Source organism: Halomonas sp. SpR1 (assembly GCF_031010175.1).
Classification (GTDB): Bacteria; Pseudomonadota; Gammaproteobacteria; order Pseudomonadales; family Halomonadaceae; genus Vreelandella.
On sequence record NZ_JAUAMB010000056.1, the window covers coordinates 1 to 18,671 of the forward strand.

The 18,671-nt window shown below is 55.7% G+C and carries 23 protein-coding genes and 1 pseudogene; 11 read left to right on the top strand and 13 right to left on the bottom strand.

What is annotated here, in order from left to right:
• Positions 1-331 precede the first annotated feature (331 nt).
• Positions 332-652 carry a hypothetical protein gene (locus QT231_RS23040; RefSeq protein ID WP_308339116.1) on the bottom strand — a complete coding sequence of 107 codons (321 nt, stop codon included), beginning with the start codon at positions 650-652 and terminating at the stop codon, positions 332-334.
• A gap of 139 nt (positions 653-791) precedes the next feature.
• On the opposite strand from QT231_RS23040, the gene QT231_RS23045 reads away from it, so the two are divergent.
• On the top strand, positions 792-1,622 hold the full coding sequence (locus QT231_RS23045; RefSeq protein WP_308339117.1) for an AraC family transcriptional regulator: 831 nt from the start codon (positions 792-794) through the stop codon (positions 1,620-1,622).
• 25 nt (positions 1,623-1,647) lie between these two features.
• Positions 1,648-2,253: a LysE family transporter gene (locus QT231_RS23050; protein WP_308339118.1), complete on the top strand. Its 606-nt coding sequence runs from the start codon at positions 1,648-1,650 to the stop codon at positions 2,251-2,253.
• Positions 2,254-2,283: 30 nt separating this feature from the next.
• Here the strand turns inward: QT231_RS23050 and QT231_RS23055 are convergent, their stop codons facing one another.
• The 5 genes and pseudogenes from QT231_RS23055 to QT231_RS23075 all read right to left on the bottom strand — a co-directional run bounded on the left by QT231_RS23055 (position 2,284) and on the right by QT231_RS23075 (position 4,533).
• Entirely contained in the window at positions 2,284-2,568 is a 285-nt protein-coding gene (locus tag QT231_RS23055; RefSeq protein WP_308339119.1) for a type II toxin-antitoxin system RelE/ParE family toxin, read from the bottom strand.
• Entirely contained in the window at positions 2,558-2,809 is a 252-nt protein-coding gene (locus tag QT231_RS23060) for a type II toxin-antitoxin system Phd/YefM family antitoxin (RefSeq protein ID WP_308339120.1), read from the bottom strand. Before QT231_RS23060 ends, QT231_RS23055 begins: the two co-directional genes overlap by 11 nt.
• A 101-nt stretch (positions 2,810-2,910) precedes the next feature.
• Positions 2,911-3,175 (bottom strand): annotated as a pseudogene (locus QT231_RS23065) (tryptophan synthase subunit alpha); the annotation flags it as partial.
• Position 3,176: 1 nt separating this feature from the next.
• Positions 3,177-3,308, bottom strand: a complete 132-nt coding sequence (locus tag QT231_RS23070) for a hypothetical protein (RefSeq protein ID WP_308339121.1) — start codon at positions 3,306-3,308, stop codon at positions 3,177-3,179.
• 259 nt (positions 3,309-3,567) lie between these two features.
• Positions 3,568-4,533 carry a LysR family transcriptional regulator gene (locus tag QT231_RS23075; RefSeq protein WP_308339122.1) on the bottom strand — a complete coding sequence of 322 codons (966 nt, stop codon included), beginning with the start codon at positions 4,531-4,533 and terminating at the stop codon, positions 3,568-3,570.
• Positions 4,534-4,606: 73 nt separating this feature from the next.
• On the opposite strand from QT231_RS23075, the gene QT231_RS23080 reads away from it, so the two are divergent.
• Positions 4,607-5,098, top strand: coding sequence for a GNAT family N-acetyltransferase (locus QT231_RS23080; protein ID WP_308339123.1), 492 nt, complete (start codon positions 4,607-4,609; stop codon positions 5,096-5,098).
• A gap of 22 nt (positions 5,099-5,120) precedes the next feature.
• Here the strand turns inward: QT231_RS23080 and trpA are convergent, their stop codons facing one another.
• Both trpA and trpB read right to left on the bottom strand, forming a co-directional pair.
• Complete coding sequence (gene trpA, locus QT231_RS23085) at positions 5,121-5,939, bottom strand: tryptophan synthase subunit alpha (protein WP_308339124.1); 819 nt, start codon at positions 5,937-5,939, stop codon at positions 5,121-5,123.
• 20 nt (positions 5,940-5,959) lie between these two features.
• The gene (gene trpB / locus QT231_RS23090) at positions 5,960-7,177 is read right to left on the bottom strand and encodes a tryptophan synthase subunit beta (protein ID WP_308339125.1); all 1,218 of its coding nucleotides are present in this window, start codon (positions 7,175-7,177) and stop codon (positions 5,960-5,962) included.
• A 104-nt stretch (positions 7,178-7,281) separates the two neighbouring features.
• On the opposite strand from trpB, the gene QT231_RS23095 reads away from it, so the two are divergent.
• Positions 7,282-8,286 (top strand): LysR family transcriptional regulator, encoded by a 1,005-nt coding sequence (locus QT231_RS23095; RefSeq protein ID WP_308339126.1) that lies wholly within the window; start codon positions 7,282-7,284, stop codon positions 8,284-8,286.
• Between the two features lie 134 nt (positions 8,287-8,420).
• On the opposite strand, the gene QT231_RS23100 is transcribed toward QT231_RS23095, so the two are convergent.
• Positions 8,421-9,365 carry a LysR family transcriptional regulator gene (locus tag QT231_RS23100; RefSeq protein WP_308339127.1) on the bottom strand — a complete coding sequence of 315 codons (945 nt, stop codon included), beginning with the start codon at positions 9,363-9,365 and terminating at the stop codon, positions 8,421-8,423.
• A gap of 62 nt (positions 9,366-9,427) precedes the next feature.
• Here QT231_RS23100 and QT231_RS23105 point away from each other — a divergent pair, with 62 nt between their 5' ends.
• Positions 9,428-10,411 (top strand): aldo/keto reductase, encoded by a 984-nt coding sequence (locus QT231_RS23105; RefSeq protein WP_308339128.1) that lies wholly within the window; start codon positions 9,428-9,430, stop codon positions 10,409-10,411.
• Positions 10,412-10,543, top strand: coding sequence for a hypothetical protein (locus QT231_RS23110; protein WP_308339129.1), 132 nt, complete (start codon positions 10,412-10,414; stop codon positions 10,541-10,543).
• 4 nt (positions 10,544-10,547) lie between these two features.
• Here QT231_RS23110 and QT231_RS23115 read toward each other — a convergent pair whose 3' ends face one another.
• A complete protein-coding gene (locus QT231_RS23115; protein WP_308339130.1) occupies positions 10,548-11,456 on the bottom strand; it encodes a LysR substrate-binding domain-containing protein in 909 nt (302 codons plus the stop codon).
• Between the two features lie 133 nt (positions 11,457-11,589).
• Between QT231_RS23115 and QT231_RS23120 the strand changes: the two genes are divergently transcribed.
• The 3 genes from QT231_RS23120 to QT231_RS23130 all read left to right on the top strand — a co-directional run bounded on the left by QT231_RS23120 (position 11,590) and on the right by QT231_RS23130 (position 14,556).
• Positions 11,590-12,783, top strand: coding sequence for a M20 aminoacylase family protein (locus QT231_RS23120; protein ID WP_308339131.1), 1,194 nt, complete (start codon positions 11,590-11,592; stop codon positions 12,781-12,783).
• A gap of 80 nt (positions 12,784-12,863) precedes the next feature.
• Positions 12,864-13,088: a DUF3311 domain-containing protein gene (locus QT231_RS23125; protein WP_308339132.1), complete on the top strand. Its 225-nt coding sequence runs from the start codon at positions 12,864-12,866 to the stop codon at positions 13,086-13,088.
• On the top strand, positions 13,081-14,556 hold the full coding sequence (locus QT231_RS23130; RefSeq protein ID WP_308339133.1) for a sodium:solute symporter family protein: 1,476 nt from the start codon (positions 13,081-13,083) through the stop codon (positions 14,554-14,556). The genes QT231_RS23125 and QT231_RS23130 overlap by 8 nt, the downstream gene beginning before the upstream one ends.
• A 118-nt stretch (positions 14,557-14,674) precedes the next feature.
• Here QT231_RS23130 and QT231_RS23135 read toward each other — a convergent pair whose 3' ends face one another.
• From QT231_RS23135 to QT231_RS23145, 3 genes are all read right to left on the bottom strand, one after another.
• Positions 14,675-15,304, bottom strand: coding sequence for an SDR family oxidoreductase (locus tag QT231_RS23135; protein ID WP_308339134.1), 630 nt, complete (start codon positions 15,302-15,304; stop codon positions 14,675-14,677).
• Positions 15,305-15,386: 82 nt separating this feature from the next.
• The gene (locus QT231_RS23140) at positions 15,387-16,076 is read right to left on the bottom strand and encodes a VIT family protein (RefSeq protein ID WP_308339135.1); all 690 of its coding nucleotides are present in this window, start codon (positions 16,074-16,076) and stop codon (positions 15,387-15,389) included.
• A gap of 396 nt (positions 16,077-16,472) precedes the next feature.
• Complete coding sequence (locus tag QT231_RS23145; protein ID WP_308339136.1) at positions 16,473-17,366, bottom strand: dihydrodipicolinate synthase family protein; 894 nt, start codon at positions 17,364-17,366, stop codon at positions 16,473-16,475.
• Positions 17,367-17,718: 352 nt separating this feature from the next.
• On the opposite strand from QT231_RS23145, the gene QT231_RS23150 reads away from it, so the two are divergent.
• Both QT231_RS23150 and QT231_RS23155 read left to right on the top strand, forming a co-directional pair.
• On the top strand, positions 17,719-18,192 hold the full coding sequence (locus QT231_RS23150) for a hypothetical protein (RefSeq protein ID WP_308339137.1): 474 nt from the start codon (positions 17,719-17,721) through the stop codon (positions 18,190-18,192).
• Positions 18,161-18,571: a hypothetical protein gene (locus tag QT231_RS23155; protein WP_308339138.1), complete on the top strand. Its 411-nt coding sequence runs from the start codon at positions 18,161-18,163 to the stop codon at positions 18,569-18,571. The genes QT231_RS23150 and QT231_RS23155 overlap by 32 nt, the downstream gene beginning before the upstream one ends.
• The last annotated feature ends 100 nt before the right edge of the window (positions 18,572-18,671 follow it).

Here is an 18,671-nt window from a genome sequence, read left to right on the forward strand (position 1 = left end):
CCGTCGGCTAGCACTTCCCCTTGCCGGGCGTGCAGGGGACTTTCACCCCCAAGTCATCCTGAGGCACCACCCCCAGGAACAGCGCCAGTCAAGGCGCTGCGCGCCATGCCTGGCGCACCATAAAAAACTATCGTTGGGTAACGACGTTTGATAACTACGTTTTCGGTTAGTGATGTGATGCGGCATGTCACGTCCTTACATTTACACGAGCTAGCAAAATGGCCGTTCAAACGCTGATTTAAACACTTATTAAGCCTGCCCTCGCCGCTCGGCACTTTAGCTTCTCAATGGACTGGTGGTGCGATTGCTTATGAGCATGTGTGGATGCCGCTCACTGCCCAAAGCTGATACCCAGCCGCAATGCTTGTAAGGCGTCAAATTCGATACTGACTTCGTCAGAGAATAGCGGATGCCCCTGAACCGCGAAATCTAGCGTCGCTTGAGCGCCGCGGTAGGTTACGGTGACGGCTAACTCCGCAGAGCTGCTAACGGGCGCCAGCACACCATACTCGACGTTATCAACGCTAACCGAGGAAAGGCCGCGACTATCCAGTTGCTCTTGGATTTCGCGCTCAACGACAACGCCGTAATAGAAGTAAATACCGGCATAGCCCAGCGCTACCAGTACGATCAGTGAAAAAAGCTTTCCCATGCAAACTCCTTGGTGGTGATCGCTATCGATAGACAATCATCGCACAGTCGATGAGCAATTATGTACAAGCATCCTTGGCGCTGCCGACATAAGCTAAGACTGTACTTCATCAAGTTAGATTTTATCAGGGGAGGTCGGCATGAGCAGCGCCAGCCGGTTTGAGTTCTTCAAAAGTCATCATGTGCCAACACTGACGGTGCTGAAGGCGGCTATTGAGGATTTCAGCTACGACCCGCATGCCCACGAGGAGTATGCCTTTGGCGTCACGCTGGCCGGTCGTCAGGACTTTTTCAGCGGTGGGCAATTTCATCGCAGCCCGCCGGGCAACGTGATTTTGTTCAACCCGGAGGAAGTCCACGACGGGCATTCGGGCGGCGCACAAGCGCTGGACTACCTGATGGTGTATGCCCACCCCGAACAGGTGATGCCGCTGTTCGCCGAGGTACTTGGCCGTGAAAGCGCCGCAGGTTTCCGTTCCGATCAAACGCTGATTCAGGATGCGCCCCTGCGCCTCGCCATTCTGGAACTGGCTCGTTTGGTGAGCACTCACGCCGGAAGCTGCATTGACCAGGAGAATGCGCTTTATCAGGTAGTTGAGCGAACCGTTCAGCTAGGCGGCCGTGTTCAACCCAGCCGCGTCACGCAACGCCCGGATGCCCTGCTGAACCTTGCCAAGGCGTATATCCACGCCCACCTGGAAACGGATATGTCGCTGGATGACATCAGCCGGGCCGCGCATTTATCCAAGTACCACTTTTTGCGGCTGTTTCGGCAGCACTACGGCATGACACCTCACCAGTACGTGATTAATTGCCGGATCAACGCGGCCCGTGCGGCACTGGACCAGGGTGCGCCGCTGAATGAGGTGGCATTGCGGTTTGGGTTTGCCGATCTTAGCCATTTCAATCGCCGCTTTAAGCGTATCTATGGCATGACGCCCCACCAATACCAGCGCGATATCGCGCGGTAGTCCTACCAAACATAGAGGTTTCACCATGTTAGCAATCGTCGCCTATGCCCTGGGCGTCATGTACACGCCTGGGCCTGTCAATCTGCTCGGTCTGAACGTGGGCATCAATGGCCAGGCCAAACAGTCAGTCGGGTTTTGCCTGGGTGTGGGAACGGCAATGCTTGTTTACTTGCTGGTGTTGGGCTGGGCGGGAGCTGCCTGGATCAGTGGTAGCGCCCTGATCCTGGTGAGTGCGCTGGGCTGTAGCTACATTGTGTACCTTGCCGTCAAAGTTGCCCGCGCCAACGCGGATTTGGGTGAGCCTGACCATGCACCGCGCCTGCTGAACTTTCGCGATGGGCTGGTGATGCAGCTGCTCAACCCGAAGGCCATCGTCGCGACCCTGCCCATTGCCACCCTTCAGTTTCCGGCGGCGGGTATTCAGGGCGTCAGCTTGGTGGTGTGGGCGGTGGGACTATCCGCCATGGCGGCGGGCGCCCCCGGCAGCTATGTGGTCATCGGCAGTCTGGTGGGTGATCGTATTAAAAGCACGCGGGTTGTGAAGGGCTTCAACTGGCTGATGGCGGGGCTACTGGTCGCTGTGGCAATGTCGATTGGTGTCGAGCATGTGTGGCTGCCGCTCGCTGGCTAACGCTTAAACCCAGGTCGAGTTTGGCCCACATTACATACGACGTTTAAGTGACGCATAGACCTTGCCTTTATCGCGTTTGTCAACGGCAATGACATAAACGAACAGCTCGTCGTCAACGACTTCATAGACCAGGCGATAGCCAGCGCTGCGAAGCTTGATTTTGTAGCACGCATCAAAGCCGCTTAATTTATCAGTGGCTACTTTGGGTGATTCCAGCCTTTCCGCAAGCTTCTTTTTAAACTGGCTTTTGACCGGCCCGCCGAGCTTTTCCCATTCTTTAAGCGCTGCTGGCAGAAAGCGAAGCTTATAGGTCATCTAACGTAACCGTTACTGCCTTATCTTTATCAGCTCGGCGTTCATTCACTAATTTGGCCAGCTCATAGTCTTCCAGCATTTCCATCATGGCTTCATAGGTTTCGGCGGGGATTAAATAGGCGACTGGCTTGTTATGATTCAGCACGGCAATAGGGGAGCCGCTAGCCCTGGCAAGCAGCGAAGATGGATTTTTCTTTAGCTCAGAGATACTTACAGAAAAATCTGCTAATACCTGGTGCATGTAGGCCTCCTGAAAACTCTATATAAAGCACTTAATATAGGGTTGATATTAGCTCTTTTTTTATTCATTCGCTATGTAGAGTCACCATTATTGGCAGTGACCTACCTCCGGCACCCCCTGACGCTTTCCGCCAGTTCACTGACCAATCCGTGTACCCGCTCCACGGCGTCGTCGGACGTAGTGGCGTGTTCGATGCAGTCCACTAGCGTGGAGCCAACCACCACGGCATCACTATAACGGCCGATGGTCGCCGCCTGCTCGGCGGTGCGGATGCCGAAGCCGACGGCGATGGGTAGCTCGGTATGTTCGAACAGTTGGGCGACTAAATTGCTCGAGCAGCACTGGCGTGGGGGCACAGCCACCTGTGTTACTGGTCTTTGTACTCTTGAAGCACGTCATGTGCTTCTGCCTCGATAGCGTCCAGCACCTCTTCAGGCACTTGGTAACGGAACTGCTTACGCCGGCTGTTGGAGAAGTGCCCCTCACTTTCCTTCTCCATAGACATGATCCGTGTGACAGGACGTACCCGTGCAGGGTAAACGGGTGGCATACCCCCAGCGCCAAATGCTCGTGCAGGAACGCATAACCTACTGGCGTCATCACAAAATGCTTCAAATCAAAATATTTTATTCACTTCAACAAGAAAATGTTCAGTAATGAATAAAAATGCGATTTTTTATTAACCTACTGCAACGCAAATAGATGGCATCGTCTCCCTCATCCGCGATTAAGAGCTAAATGATCGAGACATCGGAGGGTTAGCTTGACGCATTATTCAGTGCCAACATCAGCTGTTCGCGTATCCAGCGGTGACCTGGTGCCCCTGAGTGACGAACGTGATGAAGCATACGCAGCGCATAGCGAGGTGCCTCGAAAGGTACGTCATGGACGATAAACGGCAACGTGTTGACCCATTGCAGAGCGGCCCGACGCGGCAACGTAAAAAGATAATTCGACTGAGCGACGATATAGGGCGCGGCCATGAGGCTTGGCAACTGCACGGCCACATCTCGCTGTCGCCCCAGCTTTGCCAGAGCGCCGTCGATCACGCTACTTGCATCTTCCCAGGGCCGAGCGGCGATATGCCGCTCGGCTAGGTACAGTTCGAGCGATAAGTAATCGCCGATCCGTTCATGGCCTTTGCGTGCAATCACTACGTAGTCATCGCTCAGGCAATCACGCGCCTCTAGACCCTCCGGCAGCGTCGCCTGTCCATGCGAAACGCCCAGCGCAAAATGGATTCGCCCCTCGCGCAGCTCATCCAGCGAGTCGCGGTGGGTAGCATAGATCACCTTGAGATGCAGATGCGGCGCCAGACGCTCCAGTCGAGCTACCAGCAGCGGCAATACTGCGTAGGCAGTGTAATCGGTGGCCGCGAAGACGAAGGTTTGTGCGCTGGTAGCGGGCGAAAATGGAGACTTATCAATGAGCCGGTCTGACAAAATGTGCAGTGCGTCTGAAACACCATCAGCCATCAGTTCGGCCTGCGCCGTGGGTTGCATGGCGTTGCCCGTGCGGACGAACAGCTCGTCAGCGAGGGCGTCGCGCAAACGTGATAGGGCGTGGCTGCACGCCGAAGGGCTCATCGCCAATTCGTCGGCCGCCATGATCACACTGCGATGACGGAATAGCGCATCGAAAACCAAAAGCAGGTTGAGATCAAGGCGGCGCAGAGTGGCGTGCATAAGCTGCATAAATACCTGAATAGAATGCAAGGCATACATCTTTGGTTTTCTTTATCATTCTGTCAACGAATTGCTACCCAACCCGCCGACTAGCAGAAAAGGAGCCTGCACCATGAACGAACCTACCTTCCGAAACGCTATACCGGCCGATACCATGCGCTGCTACCGAATCGAGGCATCCGCCTATGAAGGCAATGAAGGGGCCACCCAGGAAAAGATCGCCACACGCATTGAGCAGTACCCGCAAGGCTTTCGTGTCTTGGAACTGGACAAAGAAGTGATCGGTTTCATCAACAGCGGGTGCGCGCATGAAGTGGTGATGTCCGACGAATCGTTCAAGGAACTTGAGGGCCATGATGCCAAGGCGCCCAACGTGGTCATCATGTCGGTGGTGATAGACCCCGCGTACCAGGGTATGGGCTACGCATCAAAGATGATGCGAGCCTTCGTCGAGCACATGAAAGCGCTGGGCAAACAGACGATTCATTTGATGTGTAAGGAGCGTCACGTCGAACTATACAAACGCATGGGTTATCGCTACGTGAAACCTTCAGACTCCGATCATGGCGGTATGGCATGGCACGAGATGATCATGGATCTATAAAGCCTCGCGCCACCGAAATGACCTATTCCCGACACCCCCTGACGCTTTCCGCCAGCGCGCTGACCAAGCCATGTACCCGCTCCACGGCTTCATCTGGCGTATTGGCGTGTTCGATGCAGTCGACCAGTGCCGAACCAACCACCACCGCATCGCTATAGCGGCCGATGGTCGCCGCCTGCTCGGCGGTGCGGATGCCAAAGCCGACGGCGATGGGTAGCTCGGTATGTTCACGCAGGTGGGCAACCGAGCTTTCCAGCCTTTCCGGCGTGGGGGCATTGCCCCCGGTCACGCCCGCTACGGAGACGTAGTAGATAAACCCGGAGGCATTCGCCAGCACCCTGGGCAGGCGCTTGGCGTCGGTGGTCGGGGTGGCCAGGCGGATAAAGTCGATACCGTGCTGAAACGCTGGCTGGCAGAGCTCTTCGTCATGTTCTGGAGGCAGGTCCACCACAATCAGGCCGTCTACCCCGGCGCGGGCGGCATCGGTCAAGAAGCGCTCAACGCCGTAGCAGTAAATGGGGTTGTAGTAGCCCATCAGTACAATCGGCGTGGCGATGTCTTTTTCGCGGAAGCTGCGCACCATTTCCAGCGTTTTGGCCTGGGTTTGGCCATTTTTCAGGGCTCGCTGCGCGGCTTTTTGAATCGCGGGACCATCAGCCATGGGGTCGCTGAACGGCATGCCGAGTTCGATGATATCTACCCCGGCCGCGGGCAGCCCCTGCAGCAAGCGGCGAGAGGTATCGGCATCCGGGTCGCCAGCGGTTAAGTAGCTGACCAGCGCCGGGCGGTTTTGCTGCTTGAGGGCGTTAAAGCAGTGTTCAAGACGAGTGGATTTAGTCATTTTAGTCTCCTGATTCGCGCTCATTGAACGGTCTCGCCTAGATGATGGGCAACGCTCATCATGTCCTTGTCACCACGGCCGCTCAGGTTGATCACCATCAGGTGCTCGCGGGGCAGCTGGGGCGCGCGCTTGGCGACTTCGGCCAGAGCATGGGCGGTTTCCAGGGCGGGGATAATGCCTTCCTTGCGGCAGCAAACCTGGAAGGCTTCCAACGCTTCGTCGTCGGTGGCGGAGACGTACTCAACGCGCTTCTGCTCATGCAACCATGCGTGTTCTGGCCCGATGCCGGGGTAGTCCAGCCCCGCTGAAATCGAGTGGGCGTCGGTAATCTGGCCGTCTTCGTCTTGCAGCAGGTAGGTGCGGTTGCCGTGCAGGACCCCGGGGGTGCCGCCGTTCAGGCTGGCTGCGTGCAGGCCGCTTTTCACGCCCTTTCCGCCCGCTTCCACGCCGATCATTTGGACGTCCGGGTCATCAAGGAACGGGTAAAACAGCCCAATGGCGTTTGAGCCGCCACCCACACAGGCCACCAGCGAATCCGGCAGACGGCCCTGCTTTTCGAGCATCTGGGTGCGGGTTTCATGGCCGATGACGGCCTGGAAGTCACGCACCATGGCGGGGTACGGGTGCGGCCCGGCGACGGTGCCGATGATGTAGAAGGTGTCGTCGACATTGGTGACCCAGTCGCGCAGCGCCTCGTTCATGGCGTCTTTGAGCGTGCCGGTGCCGGAGGTAACGGGAACGATCTCCGCACCCAGCAGCTTCATGCGGAACACGTTGGTCTGCTGGCGTTCGATATCGGTGGTACCCATGTAGATCACACAGGGCAGACCAAAACGCGCCGCCACGGTGGCGGTCGCCACGCCGTGCATGCCCGCGCCGGTTTCGGCGATGATGCGCTTCTTGCCCATCTGCTTGGCCAACAGCACCTGGCCGATGCAGTTGTTAATCTTGTGGGCGCCGGTGTGGTTGAGCTCCTCACGCTTGAAATAAATGCTCGCCCCGCCAAAGTGCTCGGTCAGCCGTTCGGCGAAATAAAGCGGGCTTGGCCGCCCCACGTAGTCGCCCTGGAAGTAGGCCAGTTGGCGCTGGAATTCCGGGTCGTTCTTGGCGGTGGTGTATTCGTCTTGCAACTCTAAAATCAGCGGCATCAGAGTTTCGGCGACAAAGCGGCCGCCGAAGCTGCCAAACAGCCCGTTGGCATCGGGCAGGCTCTTGGATACGTCTATAGGTTGATTCATCACGACCTCGTCATGTGAGTTGAGTATGTGATGACGTTAAGGCAAGCGCGCGCAGATAAAAATCGATAAGATGTCAGCCATATGTGAGCTGGAGTCACGCATTCATGCACAAAAGCATGCCACCGCTTAGCGCATTGCGCGCTTTTGAAGCCACTGCCCGGTTAGGCAGTGTGACCGCCGCTGCCGAGGAGCTAAGCGTCACCCACGGTGCCGTCAGCCGCCAACTGAAGAGTCTGGATGAGCATTTTGGCGTGGCCCTGTTTAGCAAAGCGGGCCGTGGCATTGTGCTTACCCCGCACGGCGAGAAACTGCAAAGCGGTCTAAGCGAGGCGTTTAGCAAGCTGCGCGATAGTTGCGCCGCGCTCAAACGTGACGTGGAGGAAGCGCCCTTCTCCCTCGCCTGCCCTGGCAGCCTGTTGGCCCGCTGGTTGATTCCCAGGCTGGACCGCCTGCACCGCGAGCTGCCCGAACTGAAGCTAAAAGTGGTGGTGAGTGACACCGAGCAGCCTGGCAAGCAAACGGACGCCAGCGCCACCCTGGCGTTTTCCGAGCCACCCTGGCCCGCGGATGTAGACGTCGTTGAGCTTATCCCGGAGCAGATTTGCCCGGTGGCCAGCCCACAACTGGCAGCGCAGCTTGATCCGGCAGATCCAGACACGCTCTTCTCTACCAAACTCTTATACACCGCCTCCCGTCCCCAGGCATGGCCGCAGTGGGCCCGTGCGCAAGGGCTTGAGCAGGCACAGCTTGAAGCGGCGCTAAACCAGGGCCAGGGGTTTGAGCATCTTTACTACTTGATGGAAGCGGCAGTGGCGGGGCTGGGTGTCGCGATTGCGCCAACGCTACTGGTGGAAGACGACCTAAAGAGCGGGCGGCTGGTGGCGCCCTGGGGCAGCATCGAAACCCCCGCCCGGCTCTGCCTGTGGCTGCCCGGTCAAACCGACTTACTCACCCACTCCCGCCGAAGCGAGCCGCTGGCGGAATGGCTTAAGGGAGAGTTGAGGATGCTCAACGTAAAAGCCAGTGACAAAGAAACGCTGCAAGTTCTTCAAAACCAGGATCTGATGCAACAAATCGCGGTTTCCTTGGATACGCACAACCAGAGTTAAGGCTGTCAATTTATTGACCACAAGACAGACTGATCTATCGGTTTGATGACCACGCTATTTATATTCTTGCCATCGGCGGTCACTACGATCAATCCTGATACTCTTTATTTTAGAGCAGCATGAAAACGTCGTGGCTATCGGCCACTCAAGCGCTCACGGTTATTGGCCACCAGCTCAGTCAGAAAATCCGCCACAGCCCGAATACGACCTGATTGGGTAAGATCGGTCTGGATAACGAGATAAATGGGCTGATCCACGCCAATATCCTCAGCAACGCAGATCAGACCAGCTTCCCTGGCCAGAAAATGTGGCAATACCGCGATCCCCAGCCCCGCTTTGGTCGCCGCTAGCTGGGTCGCCAATGATGTGGTGGTCAGCGCCGGTTCGCGACCTCGTAGCATCCGCTCAACCCACTGGGCGGCGGGCAAGTGCGCTTGCGTGTCGCCCCAGGTGATAAAGGCATCCGTGTCGAAATCGCCCCCATCATGGTGAGAATCGCGCTGCTCTGCATAGCCGGGGCTCGCGTAAAGCCCGAAACCCAGCATACCCAAGCGTCGAAGGGTGACGTTGCCCCGCTCGGGTTTGACCATTCTAAGCGCTAAATCGGCGTCGCGACGGTGCAGGTTGACGGTGGTGATATCGGTCACCAGCTCAAGCGTGATGCCGGGGTACTGCGCATAAAATTGCGGCAATGCGGGCAGAATCAACGCCGTGGCGAGGTTTTCAGCGGTAGCTAAACGCACTCTACCGCTCAGTTGCGTCGCACTGGAAACACCGCTGGAAAAGGCCGCCGCGGCAGCCTCCAAAGCTTCAGCTTTCTCGATTAGCCCTGCCCCCTCCTCGGTAAGCCTATAGCCCGATTGCTGGCGTACAAACAGCGGCAGCTTTAAAGCGTGTTCCAGCCGTTCGATACGCCGGGAGAGCGTGGCGATGCCCAGGTTCAGTTCGGCGGCGGCACCACTCAACGTGCCATGACGGGCCACCGCCAGGAAGGTGCGCGTGTCGTCCCATACCCAGCCATGCGGCATTTGTTTTTCAAAACCGGAAACCGGCTTATCGATATCGTTCATTTTTTCCATTATCGGATAGTGCCACGCTGTTACGGCGCCACTCAAGAACGAGTCACTTCTGGAGAAACATCATGCAAAAACGAACGTTGGGCAGCGATCTAACCATTTCCGCTATCGGTTTAGGTTGCATGGGGATGAGCGAATTCTATGGCCCCCGAGACGATAGCGAGTCGCTAAGAGTATTAGCACGGGCGGTAGAGCTGGGTATCGACTTTTTCGACACGGCGGATATGTACGGGCCGCACCATAATGAGGAATTGATTGGCCGCTTTCTCGCCAGTCATAAGCCCAAGGCACGTATCGCCACCAAGTTTGGCATTGTGCGCAACCCCGGTGAGTATCAACGCAGCCTGGACAGCAGCGCCCGCTATGCCCAACAAGCCTGCGAGGCATCGCTGCGGCGGCTGGGCATCGAACAGATCGATCTCTACTACGTCCACCGCGTTAACCCGGACATACCCATCGAAGAGACCATGGAGGGCTTGGCGCAATTGGTGCAGGACGGCAAAATTGCCCACATCGGCCTCTGCGAAGTCAGCGCTGACACCTTGCGCCGTGCCCACGCGGTGCACCCGGTGACGGCAGTGCAAACCGAGTATTCGCTCTGGACGCGGGACGTTGAGCAAGCGGTGCTGCCCACCTGCCAGGAACTCGGCATCGGCTTTGTGCCCTACTCACCCCTGGGTCGAGGCTTCTTGACGGGAAGGTTCCAAGCAACTGAGGATTTTGAGGAAGGCGATTTCCGTTCCAACCTGCCGCGTTTTTCTGAACAGGCTATGGTCACTAACCGCCGAATCGCCGAGGTAATTAGTGACATGGCGGCACTCAAAGAGTGCACCCCGGCGCAACTATCGCTGGCTTGGCTGCTATCCAAAGGGGGCAACATTGTGCCGATTCCAGGCACTAAGCGACTGCGCTACCTTGAAGAGAATGCGGCAGCAGCGTCCATCACCCTGACGGCTGATGAGCAGCAACAGCTTGAAGCGGCCACTGCATGCCTTCCGGTTCTCGGTGAGCGCTACACGCCGGAAGGTATGAAGGGAGTGAATGCGTAAGTGAACTATCGTCTATCGTTGCACCCAGCCAATGGCGCGGCTAATGCAGCTTTAAACCAGTACGCCAAACGTGAGGCGAAAAACCTGGACTACTTTCGACCTGCTGCTGCCAAAGCCGCCTTTGAAGGATAAAACTTCATTCCTTCACTGCATGCGTCGCTAAAGATTCAGTTTCTGCAATTTCGATTAGGCGGCGTACTGCTGGCAGCCCCGAGTCTCGCCGCCAAACCAGCATCAGGGGCAAAGTCAGATTGAGGTCTTCTAAGCGATGGCTCACTACGCCTTCTGGCGCTCCAGCCATGGTCATTGCCGGTAGGATACTGCAACCCATACCTGCAGCCACCAAGCACAGCATCGTCGCATTGTCGGTTCCCTCTTGCACCACATGTGGCGTGAAGCCCTCTCGCTGAAAGGCATGAATTAGCTTGTCGTGATAGACCGGGGTAGCACTGCGGTCAAACCAAATAAAATTTTCGTCGTTAAGCTCAGCAAGAAACTTCGGAGGGTGATGCGCTAGGTGTGAGGTGGCACTGGTGACCAGTACGAGATGATCTTCATAAAGGCAATGACAACACAGGCTACTATCGTCCTCTGGCGGAAAAAACAGCATGCCTGCATCAAGTCGACCGCGCCGAATGGCTTCAACCTGAGGCCCGGAAAGCAATGATTCTACCTTCAGTGTGACTTCTGGATAACCCTCGCGAAAGCGATTGAGTAAGCCGATGATCTGCGGCACCCATAAATGCATGACGGTTACCCCCAGTCGCAGTTGACCGAACTGGCCATCTGCTATGCGGCGCGCATTACGTTTAGCCTGTTCGAACTCGTCCAACAAGCGCCGGGTATCACGGTAGAACGCCTCACCAGCGGCGGTCAGCCGAATACCATGCCGCGAACGGATCAGCAATGTCGTACCGACTTCGTCTTCAAGCAACTGCAATTGACGCGATAGTGCCGGCTGAGCAAGTGGAACCCGCCGGGCCGCCGATGATATGGCGCCTTCCTCCACAACTACTTGAAAATATTTTAAACGCTTGAAGTCCATCTGGTGCCCCCAGCCATAATATCTAGCCGTAATCCATCCAATATTAGTATGGAAAGTTAATAAAAAAACTATTTTCTCTATGCTATCGAAACAACCAAGATGAAAAGACCATTCACAACCATGTGCATTGACTATGACAAAACTCATCGATCCAAACTTCTTCGAGCGCCACCACGCCGAACTGACCCAGATACGACATGAGTTACATCGCCACCCGGAGCTAGGGTTTCAGGAATACGAAACGGCTAAGCTCATCGCGACAGAACTAGAACGTCTCGGCTTGCCCTTTGAAGCCGGCATTGGTAAAACCGGCATCGTTGCGACCGTGAAGGGTGAGCGACCTGACAACGGACGACATATTGGCCTACGTGCTGATATGGACGCACTGCCTATCCAAGAGCTAAGCGAACATAGCTATACCTCAACAGTGCCCGGCCGGATGCATGCTTGCGGTCATGACGGTCACACTACTCTGCTACTCGGCGTGGCCCGCTACCTAGCCGAACATCGTGGCTTCGCGGGTACTCTTCATCTCGTCTTCCAGCCAGCCGAAGAGGGCCTGGGGGGCGGCCGAGCAATGGTTGAAGAGGGCCTATTTGAGCGCTTTCCTATGCAGGCAATTTATGCCCTACATAACTGGCCTTCGCTACCTGCAGGCCAAGTGGCTATTCGACCCGGCGCGATAATGGCAGCCACCGACCGTCTAGATATCCGAGTACGCGGCAAGGGAGGCCACGGCGGCGTCAACCCCCACCTGTCGACGGATCCTGTCCGCATGGCGGGCGCCCTTATTCAGAACCTGCACTCCGTGGTCGCACGTGATATCAATCCACTCTCGCCCGCCGCCTTGAGTCTATGCGGTTTGCAGGGCGGCGACCTGGACGGCTTCGCCATCATTCCCGATGAAGTGCGCATCAGCGGAACAGCCAGAAGCCTAGATGCTGATACCCAGGATCGTATGGAGCATGCGGTTCGCCGCGTCTGTGAAGGAGTGGCAATAGCCCATGGCGGTGACATTGAGATCGATTACCAGCGCATATTTCCAGCGACGATCAATACCGAGGCGGAAACCCGTCATGTGGAAGCCTGCATTGTGCAAACACTCGGTGAGTCGGCCCTAGTACGCGACGTGGATCCCAGCCTCGGCGGTGAGGACTTTTCCTTCATGCTGCAACGCTGCCCAGGGGCCTACTTCTTTCTCGGCACAGCGAAGGGCGACATCACATCGCCACTTCATAACGCCCGTTATGACTTTAACGACGACATCATTCCCACTGGCTGCCGGTTGCTTTTAGCGGTCGGCCTTAACGCGCTTGTTACGAACTGACTAAGGCTAACGCCACTCCTTATAACTCTACAAAAGCACCACGAAATAACCGTACAACTCCATAAAAACGAGGTATGCACATGAAATCTCGACCCTCGCTCCCTTCTAGGGGAATGCTGATTTACTTTACTGTCTGTGCCCTGGCCATGATCTGGCCCGGTGCACTGGTAGCGAATCGTATTGAACCGATGATAATCGGTTTGCCCTTTTTCCTGTTCTGGTATGTAGCCTGGGTGTTTGCCCTGTTCGTGGGATTGGTCATTGCCTATCGCCATGATGCCGCACAGGAGGTGGACGATGAGTGATTCACTGCTGATCACCACCATTACCCTGGCCTACCTACTGATTGTGCTAACAGTGGGACTAAGCGCACGCCACAATCAAAACTCCTCTCTGGAAGGGTATGTGGCCGGTGGCCGACACATGGGCTTACTGGTGCTGTTCTTTATTCTCGGTGCAGAGATATTCTCTGCCTTCGCCTTCCTTGGCGCCCCTGGGTGGGCCTACAGCAAGGGAGCTCCAGCACTCTATATCATCGCCTACCTGGCACTGGCCGTAATCGTGTGGTGGTTGATCGCCCCCTACATCTCACGACTCGGCCGCCTCCATGGCTTCCTGACTCAAGCAGAGTTCCTCTCCGCGTGTTACCCAACCCGTGGCAACTTGCTGGGCCTATTCATCGGCGTAGTCAGCGTGTTAGCAATGATTCCCTATTTGACCATTCAGATCGCCGGTGCAGGACTGCTCTTCGAGGCGGCTACCTCTGGCACTATTCCCTTCTGGCTCGGCAGTTTACTCGCCTGTGGCGTGGTAGCGGCCTATGTCTATGCAAGCGGCTTACAAGGCATCGGTTGGACCAACCTACTTCAGGGCGTGATGATGGTGGGCGTGGCGTGGTTCCTGGGCTTGGCTACGGCTGACCAATTCTTTGGTGGAGTCGGCGAGATGTTCCGCGAACTACAGCGAGAAGCCCCAGAATACCTAACCATGCCCGGCGCAGGCGGCATGGGCTGGGGCGCTTTCTCCACGGCTATTCTGGTAAGTGCTCTAGGCTGCGTAATGTGGCCGCACATTTTCATGAAGTTCTATAGTGCCCGCAATGAACGAACCCTAAAGCGGGTGTTCGTACTCTACCCTCTTTACAGCTATCTGTTGGTACCATTGCTGATTATTGGTTTTGCTGGGGTTCTACTGCTGGAGGATAGCCCGCTTGACTCCGCTGATCGAGTATTGTTGACGCTGGTAGTCGAACTAGCTGACTTCCCGGCTTGGCTAATCGGCGTGGCCCTCTCCGGTGCCCTGGCCGCGGCTATGTCTACTGCTGCCAATCTAGCCCATACCTCCGCTACTATTCTGGTACGCGACGTTGGCCAGCACTTACCAGCGCTGCGCGACATGCCCGACGATAAGGCGCTCAAACTGACTCGCTACGGCGTGGTGCTAATCTCACTTGCGGCCTACCTGCTTGCCCTAGTCAATCCCGGCTCATTGGTTGACCTGCTACTCGGCGCCTATGGCATCGTGGTGCAGTTACTCCCCATGCTGCTCGGCGCATTGTTCTGGCGCCGTGCTTCCCGTACTGGCGCTTTCGCTGGCTTGGCAATAGGTGCTGCATTGACCCTATTATTTCAATTTGGTGTTAGCACCCCATTCGGCTGGCATGCTGGCTTCTGCGGCTTGGTAGCCAATACAGCCGTATTCATTAGCGTGAGTTTAGCAATGCGAAGCGCATCATCGTGTTCGCCAGCCCAGGCTCTCGGCACCAATACCTGATTTGTGAAATATCAGTATCAAAAGGTGGCAACAGCCACCTCTTGATACTTCCTGCTTAATTGCAGCGAGGGCCAACATGCGTGCAGATATACATTGAGTAGCGCCCCCCCCACGCCAATTACTGAATGATGTCGCCAATCGAGCGTTTCCCATCCAGCAGTAGATACTCCTGATTGACCAAATCGGGCTTTTGCACAGCATGAAGTAGCGCAAGGGCGACGTTAGCCCGGGAGATTTGGTTGTCGCCGGCTTCATCCAGCGAACTAGCAAACCGCTGGCTGGCTGTTTCGTCGGTCAAACGCCCTGGCTTGAGAATGATGTAGGGAACACCGCTATTGCGAAGGTGGGCATCGGCGGCAAATTTCGCGGTCATATAGGGGCGCATTTTCTCGGGCGCGTCCAACGGCTGCTCTGCTCGCATGGCGCTAATCATGATGTAGCGGGAGAGGCCTTTTTGCTTGGCAATATCGGCGGTACGAATGGCGCCGAAAAGGTCAATCATCAAGGTTTTATCCGGCCCGGTGTGCGGGCCTGATCCCGCCGTGAAGACCACTTGGTCACAGCAGTCAAAGGCGTGCTCAAACTCACCTTCTAAATCGGCAACCACGGTATCAATGCCGCGCTTTTTGAACCAAGCTGCCTGCTCTTCACTGCGAATCATCGCCTTGATAGGCGTGCCCGCTTTTTGGGCCAGTTCGCAAAACTGCTTGCCAATCTGTCCATTCGCGCCAATCACTAACGTTGTCATAACGACTCCTTGTGAATTGCTTACCCTTCTATGAGTGCTGGCACTTAGCTGGAATTCAACCCTGCCGTAAGCTGCCCGACGTTTAAGCCATCACTCCAAACGCATGCCCAATGGCGGCTGTTAACGCCATGGCGAGCGTACCCCAGCACATTACTCTTGCCGCCGCTTTCAGGATCGGTGCTCCGCCCACTCGGGCAGCGATAGCGCCCAGAAAGGCTAAAAAGAGCAGTGAGAACAACGCGACCAGAGGAATAAGCAGCGCGGGAGGCGCCCACCAAGCCACCAGTAGCGGTAGCAGCGCGCCGATGGTGAACGTCGCGGCTGAAGAGAGCGCTGCTTGGAGAGGGCGAGCTTGGCTGGTGTCGGTGATGCCGATCTCATCTCGCGCATGCGCGCCCAGGGCGTCGTTGGTCATCAGTTGCTCAGCGACCTGCTGTGCCAGCTCAGGCGTCAAGCCGCGGGTTTCATAGATAGCCGCAAGCTCTTCCTGTTCTAGTTCGTAATGCTCATCCAGTGCTTTGCGTTCGATCTCAAGATCAGCGTTTTCGGTGTCCGATTGTGAGCTTACCGAAACATACTCGCCAGCGGCCATCGACATGGCACCGGCTACCAAGCCCGCAATACCCGCCAGCATAATATCACTTTGAGTGGTACTGGCCGCGGCAACGCCCAGTATCAAACTGCTCGTAGAAACGATGCCATCGTTAGCGCCCATCACAGCGGCACGCAGCCAACCGTTACGGTGAGATCGATGATGCTCTGAATGGATCATAGGTCGATTACCCTAGTGGTTGCGTCTCAGCGTTGACGTTTAAATACGCTTAGCACCTTACAAGCCTAACTGATCACTGACATTGATGATGGGTGTCAGTTGCCCACTGACTGATCAGTTTATAAGATGCTTCGCCACCTAAAGAGAACTCACCATGAAAATAAATGTGGTCAGCACGAGTGGCAGTGGCAAGAGTACCCTTGCAAGGCAGCTCGCAGATACTTTGCCCCCCCTGGTGAAGATCAAGGTCGGCGCTTAACTCTAAACCACTAGATGGCCGCGCTAGTATTCGCTTAACGGCTGCCCTATTCGGCTCTCGTTCTTCCCCTGGAACAGTTTCAGCCCTTTGGCTTTAAGGCTTCAGGGCAGGTGTGCTTATTGCACAAAGGCTTAGTGTTAATCGAGCCCAAGCTGTTCCAGTGCCTGCTCTACTCTTCTGCGATTATCCCCTTGCAGCGTTTGTAGTGGCTGGGGCAAGCATGACTGGCTCACTCTGCCAGTGACTTCTGCAATAGTAGCCGCCACTCGTAGGCTGCCCCCGTATTCACGGTATAGCGACCACAGTGGCTCTAGCTGTTCTGAAAACTGCTGAGCCGTTTGGGCATCCCCTGCCTGAGCAGCTCGGGTTAGCGCCAACGCTAGGTGGGGGTATAGGCCGCCAATAACCGAGTACCAGGCATCGCACCCCGCGTTTAGACCGGTGGCTGCTGCCGCGTCACCGCTGATACCGATGGTGACCTCAGAAGGAATCAGCTTACGCAGCCGTGCAACTCGCTCCGTTGCCGCTTGAATATCGCTGTTTACCGGGGGAATTTTGATAGAGCGAACCTGGGGCAGATGGGCAATCCGACCATGCAGCTCATCGCTGAATTCAAAATGGGTAGTGCCGGGGTTGTCATAAACGCAAAGCGGTACACTCAGCGATTGGGAAACCGTAGCGTAGAGGTCGAAAACCTCGTCGTTGGTAAGCCTTTGGTAGGAAACCGGCGCTAGCAATACACCGCTGGCGCCTGCCTGCTGAGCTCTCTCTGCATTGGCTAGCACATCACGTGTACGTAACGCACCAATGCCCGCGACAACCGGCACGCCAGCTGCATTTTCAACGCTAAGTTTCACAACACGGGCACGCTCATCAGGGTTCAAATAGGCGTAGTTCCCCGTCGAGCCCAACACGCCAATGGAGTCCACCTCAGCCTCAGCTAAATGCTCAACCAAGCGGGCAAACTCATACTCTTTAATGCCCTGCTCGCTCATAGGGGTTAGCGGAAATGCACTGAGGCCAGTGAACATAATGGATGCTCCTTTTAAGATAGATGCCAATCTCAGTGTCGCACAGGCGATTTGCTATTATGTACAAACATACGGTAATGGAATAGCCACAACTTATCCTCGCTGTTCGTTGACATAACATCCTGTTATTTTTCTTGAATTGATGTAGTGTTTGCGTATGTGACGTATCGATACGGCACAGTTGTGTTTAGATGCGTATCTTTCAGTCATACCAGAAGAGCTGAGTATAAACACAGTTCCATTAGTGCTGCGAGGGAGAACACGTCATCAATTCATACACCGTTAATGTGCAGAGCAGAACTGCATCGTGCGTGAAGCTGGCGTTCATCAATCAACCAGTAAGTCGCCATCAATGTCATCACCCGTTATAAGCGGTTCTTCATTACGACTGGCCTTACTGGCAGTGACCACCCTTTTTTTGCTGGTGGGACTCACTTTCGCAGCAACGAATGCCATCGCTCGTGAGGCCCCCCTGTATTTAGTGGCTCATCCTGATGTCGCCACCCAATGGCTGAATCGGGATACCACCCGCGCAATTTTTGCCATGCGCCAACGCTCATGGCCGGATGGCCAAGCGGTTAGGGTATTCGTTTTAAGTAACAACAACCCCGTTCATGCTCGCTTTACCAAAGAGCAGTTGGCTGTTTACCCACACCAACTTCAGTTAGCCTGGGATCGCATGGTCTTTTCAGGCACCGGGCAAGCCCCCGACCGAGTAAACGATCAGGAAGAGATGCGCGAGCGCGTAGCCTCGACACCGGGGGCTATTGGGTATCTTGAAAGGGAGTATCTGGATGATAGCGTCCAAGTCATTTCGATGGAATGAATGCCGAGCCATTGCCATGCTGCTGGGCACCGTTGTGATGGGCTTATCTGCCCATGCCCAAAGCGATGAGCACGTTCTGGATACTCTGCAGGTGCATGGTTTTCTTAGCCAGGCGCTAGTTATTACCGACGATAACAATTTTTTTGGCCACAGCAGCCGAGATGAAGGCAGCTTAGAATTCACAGAAGTCGGCCTCAACGTCTCCTTACGCCCCCATCAGGATGTGCTTGTTGCTGCTCAAGTGCTAAGCCGCCGAGCTGGAGGTGATGGCAGCGATTCTGAACCTAAGCTGGATTACGGTCTAATTGATTACCAAATGGTCTCTAATCAACAACGTACCTTTGGTATACAGCTAGCCCGAATTTCTCACGAGGCATAAAAGGAAGCGGCTGAAAGTGTTAAAGTTTCAGGGCCTTACACCAAAAACCAACACCAACAGCCGCTTCCAAAATGGTACCTGAAAAACTGACCTTCTCGCC